Below are 6835 nucleotides of genomic sequence, written 5' to 3'. Positions count from 1 at the left end.
ACGAGCCCGCCCCTCACAAGCCCACGACCTCCACCCCCGAAGACACCGCCGAAGACACCGCCGAACCCGAAGCGCCCGAAGCCCCCCGCGGATCGTGTGTGATCCGCGCCCCACTTCGCGCTCCGGTAAGAGGCGCTCCCGCTGGTGATCTACTACTGGTCCCGGTACATCTCCGCGACCAGGAACGCCAGGTCGAGGGACTGGCTGCGGTTCAGCCGCGGGTCACAGGCCGTCTCGTAGCGCTGGTGCAGGTCGTCGACGAAGATCTCGTCGCCGCCGCCCACGCACTCGGTGACGTCGTCACCGGTGAGCTCGACGTGGATGCCGCCCGGGTGGGTGCCCAGGCCCTTGTGGACCTCGAAGAAGCCCTTGACCTCGTCGAGCACGTCGTCGAAACGGCGGGTCTTGTGGCCCGAGGCCGCCTCGTAGGTGTTGCCGTGCATCGGGTCGGTGATCCAGGCCACCGTCGCGCCCGAGGCGCTGACCTTCTCCACCAGCTCGGGGAGCTTGTCGCGGACCTTGTCGGCGCCCATCCGGACGATGAAGGTCAGCCGGCCCGGCTCGCGGTCGGGGTCGAGGCGCTCGATGTACTGCAGCGCCTCCTCGGCCGTCGTGGTCGGGCCGAGCTTGATGCCGATCGGGTTGCGGATCCGCGAGGCGAACTCGATGTGCGCGTGGTCCAGCTGCCGGGTGCGCTCACCGATCCACACCATGTGCGCCGAGACGTCGTACAGCTTCCCGGTGCGGGAGTCCACCCTGGTCAGCGCCGACTCGTAGTCGAGCAGCAGCGCCTCGTGCGAGGAGTAGAACTCGACGGTCTTGAACTCCTCCGGGTCGGTCCCGCAGGCGTGCATGAAGTTCAGCGCCTGGTCGATCTCGCGGGCGAGCTGCTCGTAGCGCTGGCCGGAGGGGGACGACTTCACGAAGTCCTGGTTCCAGGCGTGCACCTGGCGCAGGTCGGCGTAACCGCCGGTGGTGAAGGCGCGCACCAGGTTGAGCGTGGAGGCGGAGGCGTTGTACATCCGCTTCAGGCGCTCGGGGTCCGGGATCCGGGCGGCCTCGTTGAAGTCGAAGCCGTTGACCGAGTCGCCGCGGTACGTCGGCAGCGTCACGCCGTCGCGGGTCTCGGTGCCCTTGGAGCGCGGCTTGGAGTACTGGCCGGCGATCCTTCCGACCTTCACCACGGGTACGGACGCGGCGTACGTCAGCACCGCGCCCATCTGGAGCAGCGTCTTGAGCTTGTTGCGGATGTGGTCGGCGGACACCGCGTCGAAGGCCTCGGCGCAGTCGCCGCCCTGGAGGAGGAACGCCTCTCCCTTGGCGACGGCCGCCATCCGGGCGCGCAGCTGGTCGCACTCGCCCGCGAAGACGAGCGGCGGATACGACTCGAGGTCCGCGATCACTGCGCGCAGAGCCTCGGTGTCGGGGTACTCGGGCTGCTGCGCCGCGGGCAGGTCTCGCCAGGTGTTGCCAGCGCTCGCGCTGGTCTTAGCGTTCACGGTCACGCCCTCAACATTACGGGGTCGTGTCGAGTCGTTTTCTCCCGGCTCGACAGGTGAGACACACCCACGCTCAGGTGCGCGTGGGGTAGGGTGCGGCGCATGCTCGCGCACTCGATCCAGAACTGGTGGTGGACCGCTCATCCGGCGGCCCACTGACTGCGCGTACGCACGACTTCGCGAAGGCCGCCCGAGGGGTGGCCTTCGGCGTTCCCGGGGTCGTTCCTCACCGAATCGACGGAAATCGACGGAAGAGGAACCATGGACCTGACCCAGCTGCTGCACGATGCCCGCCCCTTCGCCCTGCTCCGCCGCCGCACCCCCGGCCGAGACGAAGACACGGTCGAGCTGCTGATCGGTCCGGTCAGCACCTACGACCGTCTCGCCGACCTCCCCGACGAGGGCCTCGCCCTGGTCCCGTTCCGGCAGATCCACGAGCGCGGCTTCGACGTCCGCGACGACGGGACGCCACTGGCGGCGCTCACCCCCGAGGAGACCTACGAGATCCCGCTCGCCACCGCCCTCGACCAACTCCCCGCGCACGCCGTGCGGGTCCGGGACGGCGGCTTCGACGTGGCCGACGACGCGTACGCGGAGATCGTCGGGCGGGTGCTGCGGGAGGAGATCGGCGCGGGCGAGGGCGCCAACTTCGTGATCCGGCGGACGTACGAGGGCGAGATCCCGGGGTTCTCCAGGGCCGACGCCCTGGCCTTGTTCCGGCGGCTGCTCGAAGGCGAGCGCGGCGCGTACTGGACCTTCGTGGTGCACACCGGGGACCGGACACTCGTCGGGGCCAGTCCCGAGGTGCATGTGCGGATGTCCGGCGGGACCGTCGTCATGAACCCGATCAGTGGAACGTATCGCTATCCGGCCGACGGCCCCACCCCCGAGCACCTGCTGGACTTCCTCGCCGACGGCAAGGAGATCGAGGAGCTGTCGATGGTCGTCGACGAGGAGCTCAAGATGATGTGCACGGTCGGCGACATGGGCGGGGTCGTGATCGGTCCCCGGCTGAAGGAGATGGCGCACCTCGCGCACACCGAGTACGAGCTGCGCGGCAGGTCCTCGCTGGACGCCCGGGAGGTGCTGCGGGAGACCATGTTCGCGGCGACCGTCACGGGCTCGCCGGTGCAGAACGCCTGCCGGGTCATCGAGCGGCACGAAACCAGCGGACGCGGCTATTACGCGGGGGCGCTGGCACTGCTGGGCAGGGACTCGGGCGGCGCTCAGACCCTCGACTCCCCCATCCTCATCCGCACCGCCGACATCGACGCGGACGGGCGGCTGCGGGTGCCGGTCGGCGCCACGCTGGTGCGCGGCTCGGACCCGGCGGGCGAGGTGGCGGAGACCCACGCGAAGGCGGCGGGGGTGCTGGCGGCTCTCGGGGTACGTCCGGGCAGGCCGCGCGAGGAGTCCGTACCGCCCCGGCTGGCCGACGACCCCCGGGTGCGGGCCGCGCTCGACGGGCGCCGGGCGTCCCTGGCGCCGTTCTGGCTGCGGATGCAGGACCGGTCCGAGGAGCTGTCCTGCCACGCCCTGGTCGTCGACGGGGAGGACACGTTCACGGCGATGCTCGCGCATGTGCTGCGTTCGTCGGGCCTGACCGTCACGGTCCGGCGGTACGACGAGCCCGGCCTGACGGAGGCGGTCCGCGCGCACGAGGGGCCCGTCGTCCTCGGCCCCGGTCCGGGCGACCCGGCCGACACCGCCGATCCCAAGATGCGGTTCCTGCGCGCGCTGACCGCCGAGGTGATCCGGGAGAACCGGCACGGCGTCCTCGGTGTCTGCCTCGGGCACGAGCTGATCGCGGCCGAACTGGGGCTGGAGATCGTACGGAAGGACGTCCCGTACCAGGGCACGCAGACGGAGATCGATCTGTTCGGGCGGCCGGAGACCGTCGGCTTCTACAACAGTTTCGTGGCGCGCTGCGACGACGAGACAGCCGCCGAACTCGCCGCGCACGACGTGGAGGTGAGCCGCACCGGCTTCGGTGAGGTGCACGCGCTGCGCGGGTCCGGTTTCGCCGGGGTGCAGTTCCATCCGGAGTCGGTGCTCACGCTGAACGGGGCGTCGGTCGTGCGGGAGCTGGTGGCTCAGCTGCGCGGCGCCGGCACGTTCCCCGAGCGCCGGCCCGCCCGGTAGCCGAGGGCGTCGTGCACCGTGGCGCCGCCGGTCCGGCCGACGGCGCCACGGTGCACTCACGCGTCCCGGAGGGTGACGGTCCGGCGGGGTTCAGCCGAAGAACACCCCCGCCTCCTCGTACAGGTGCGGATCGACCGTCTTCAGCCGGGCCGTGGCCTCGGCGATGGGGACGCGGACGATGTCCGTGCCGCGCAGGGCGACCATCTTGCCGAAGTCGCGGTCCCGGACGGCCTCGATGGCGTGCAGGCCGAAGCGGGTGGCGAGCCAGCGGTCGAAGGCGCTGGGGGTGCCGCCGCGCTGTATGTGGCCGAGGACCGTCGTCCGCGCCTCCTTGCCGGTGCGCTTCTCGATCTCCTTGGCCAGCCACTCGCCGACCCCGGACAGCCGCACATGCCCGAAGGAGTCCAGCGACTGGTCCTTCAGCACCATGTCACCGTCCCTGGGCATGGCCCCCTCGGCGACGACCACGATCGGGGCGTACGACGCCTTGAAGCGGGAGGTCACCCAGGCGCACACCTGCTCGATGTCGAAGCGCCGCTCGGGGATGAGGATGACGTTCGCCCCGCCGGCCAGGCCGGAGTGGAGGGCGATCCAGCCCGCGTGCCGGCCCATCACCTCACAGACCAGGACCCGCATGTGCGACTCGGCGGTGGTGTGCAGCCGGTCGATCGCCTCCGTGGCGACGCCGACGGCCGTGTCGAAGCCGAAGGTGTAGTCCGTACCGGACAGGTCGTTGTCGATCGTCTTGGGCACACCGACGCAGGGCACGTCGTGCTCGTCGGAGAGCCGGGCGGCGACGCCCAGGGTGTCCTCGCCGCCGATCGCGATGAGCGCGTCGACGCCCAGGCGGGCGAGGTTCTCCCGGACGCGGGCGACGCCGTCCTGCTGCTTGAGGGGATTGGTGCGCGAGGAACCGAGGATGGTTCCGCCGCGGGGCAGGATGCCGCGCACCGCGGGGATGTCCAGCCGTACCGTGACGCCTTCCAGGGGCCCTCGCCAGCCGTCCCGGAAGCCGACGAAGTCATAGCCGTACTCCTGTACGCCCTTGCGGACGATGCCCCGGATGACGGCGTTGAGCCCGGGGCAGTCGCCGCCTCCGGTCAGTACTCCGACGCGCATGGACGTGTCCCTTCGCCAGAGGTCACCTGCTGAAGGTCACGCTAATAGTGATCCGGGTCACTTCGGCATGGGTGGGACGGTCAATTCCGTGGAACGCGAACCGCCGGGACACACCGGGGCGTCGGTCACTCGTCGTCGAGTCCGCGCTCTATCGCGTAGCGCACCAGCTCGACTCTGTTGTGCAGCTGGAGCTTGCCGAGGGTGTTCTGGACGTGGTTCTGGACCGTGCGGTGGGAGATGACCAGCCGTTCGGCGATCTGCTTGTAGCTCAGGCCCTTGGCGACCAGCCGCAACACCTCGGTCTCACGCTCGGTGAGCTGCGGGGCCTTGGGCTGGTCGGCGTCCGGGGCGCCGGGGGCGGGCTCGGACGCCAGGCGCCGGTACTCGCCGAGGACCAGGCCGGCCAGGCCGGGGGTGAACACGGGGTCGCCGACCGCGGTGCGACGGACCGCGTCCAGCAGTTCCTCGGTGGACGCCGACTTCAGCAGGTAGCCGGTGGCGCCGGACTTCACGGCCTCCAGGACGTCGGCGTGCTCGCCGCTCGCGGACAGCACGAGCACCCGCAGGGCCGGGTTGGCGGCGACGAGTTCCTTGCAGACCTGGACACCGGGCTTGGCCGGCAGGTTCAGGTCGAGCACGAGCACGTCGGGCGCGGCGGCCTTGGCGCGGCGTACGGCCTGCTCGCCGTCGCCCGCGGTGGCGACCACGTCGAAGCCGGACTCGCCCAGGTCACGGGCGACGGCCTCGCGCCACATGGGGTGGTCGTCGACCACCATGACCCGGATCGCGCCCCGGCCCTCACTGTTGTCCGTCATCGCCGCTCTGCCTTCCCCCGTTGAGACCGCGTCTGCTTCGGTACTTTCAGTTCGACCTCCGTGCCCTGGCCGGGCACCGAGATCAGTTCGGCGCTGCCGCCGAGTTCGCGCAGCCGGCCCCGGATCGACAGGGCCACGCCGAGTCTGCCCTCGCCCTCGGCCTGCGCGAGCCGGCCCTCGGGGATACCGGGGCCGTCGTCCCGCACGGTCACGATCACCTCGTCCGGCTCGTCCTCGACGAGGAGCCAGGCGCGCGCCTTTTCCCCCGCGTGCTTGCGTACGTTGTCCAGGGCCGCGCCGACCGCGGCGGCCATCTCCCGCGCGGCGGCCGGCGGCAGCCGCACGGGGGCACCGGGCTCGGCGAGGCTCACCCTCGCGGAGGCGTACGGCGCGAGCAGGGAACGCAGGTCGACGGGTTCGTCGGCGTCCTCGTCGTCAGGCACCTCGACGGTCCGTACGACGGCCCCCTCGGCCGCGTCCTCCGAGGTGCGGGAGACGGGGACGAGCCCGCCGGAGACCAGGGTGCGCAGGGCGACCTCCTGCTCGCCGGCCATGCGGCCCAGCTCGGCCGCCTCGCCGCCCAGGACCGCTCCGCGCCGCTGCACCATCGCCAGCACCTGGAGCACGCTGTCGTGGATGTCCCGGGCCAGCCGCTCCCGCTCCCGGGTCGCCGCCTCGATCTCCAGGGCGCGGGCGAGGGTGCGCTCGGAGGCGCGGGCGACCTCGACGACGTAACCGATGGCGATGGAGGCGACCCAGACGAGGATCACGTTGTGGACCGTGTCGCGGGCGGGGGCGCCGCGCTCGACCAGGTTCGCGGCGGCGACCGCGGTGGAGGCGAAGGCCGCCCAGCGCCAGCCACCCTTGACCGCGAAGGCCAGCACCGAGCCCGCGGTCCATATGGACGGCAGGGTCGGGCCGCCTTCCACGATCCGGTCGTGCGCGTCGGCGACGACCGTCAGCAGGATGCCGGTGAGCGCCACGGTGAGGTCGGCCGCGAGGAACCGCTTGGTGCAGGCCGCCGCGTTCGCGACCCGGGGGAGGGTGGCCAGGGTCCAGCCGCACAGCACCACGTAGTAGGCGATGGCCACGCCGGGGCGGTCGTACTTGTCGTAGGCGGTGGCGAACAGACCGACCGCGTACAGCATGGTGAGCACCCGGTACGCGGTGAGCGCACGCCACATCGGCTGCTCGACGGACATCCTCATGACCCGCTCGCGCTTGGCCAACTCCCCCACCCCCCGGTATCGGACCGCTAGT

The 6835-nt window shown here is 71.4% G+C and carries 6 protein-coding genes; 2 read left to right on the top strand and 4 right to left on the bottom strand.

The features are described 5' to 3' along the window. Positions 1-152: 152 nt before the first annotated feature. Entirely contained in the window at positions 153-1505 is a 1353-nt protein-coding gene (locus ABZ027_RS37485; RefSeq protein ID WP_356776481.1) for a class II 3-deoxy-7-phosphoheptulonate synthase, read from the bottom strand. Between the two features lie 96 nt (positions 1506-1601). Between ABZ027_RS37485 and ABZ027_RS37480 the strand changes: the two genes are divergently transcribed. Both ABZ027_RS37480 and ABZ027_RS37475 read left to right on the top strand, forming a co-directional pair. Then, positions 1602-1658: a trp operon leader peptide gene (locus ABZ027_RS37480; RefSeq protein WP_356123226.1), complete on the top strand. Its 57-nt coding sequence runs from the start codon at positions 1602-1604 to the stop codon at positions 1656-1658. 102 nt (positions 1659-1760) lie between these two features. Beyond that, positions 1761-3641 carry an anthranilate synthase family protein gene (locus ABZ027_RS37475; protein ID WP_356776479.1) on the top strand — a complete coding sequence of 627 codons (1881 nt, stop codon included), beginning with the start codon at positions 1761-1763 and terminating at the stop codon, positions 3639-3641. Between the two features lie 90 nt (positions 3642-3731). Here ABZ027_RS37475 and ABZ027_RS37470 read toward each other — a convergent pair whose 3' ends face one another. The 3 genes from ABZ027_RS37470 to ABZ027_RS37460 form a co-directional block, all read right to left on the bottom strand. Then, positions 3732-4760 (bottom strand): 6-phosphofructokinase, encoded by a 1029-nt coding sequence (locus ABZ027_RS37470; RefSeq protein ID WP_356776477.1) that lies wholly within the window; start codon positions 4758-4760, stop codon positions 3732-3734. Positions 4761-4885: 125 nt separating this feature from the next. Then, complete coding sequence (locus ABZ027_RS37465) at positions 4886-5575, bottom strand: response regulator transcription factor (protein WP_356776475.1); 690 nt, start codon at positions 5573-5575, stop codon at positions 4886-4888. Beyond that, entirely contained in the window at positions 5572-6804 is a 1233-nt protein-coding gene (locus ABZ027_RS37460; RefSeq protein WP_356776473.1) for a DUF5931 domain-containing protein, read from the bottom strand. Before ABZ027_RS37460 ends, ABZ027_RS37465 begins: the two co-directional genes overlap by 4 nt. Between the last annotated feature and the right edge of the window lie 31 nt (positions 6805-6835).

This window comes from Streptomyces sp. NPDC006332, from assembly GCF_040612855.1.
In the GTDB taxonomy this organism is placed as follows: domain Bacteria; phylum Actinomycetota; class Actinomycetes; order Streptomycetales; family Streptomycetaceae; genus Streptomyces.
Note: the sequence above shows the minus strand (reverse complement) of the source record. Positions and strands in the feature narration are given on the sequence as shown.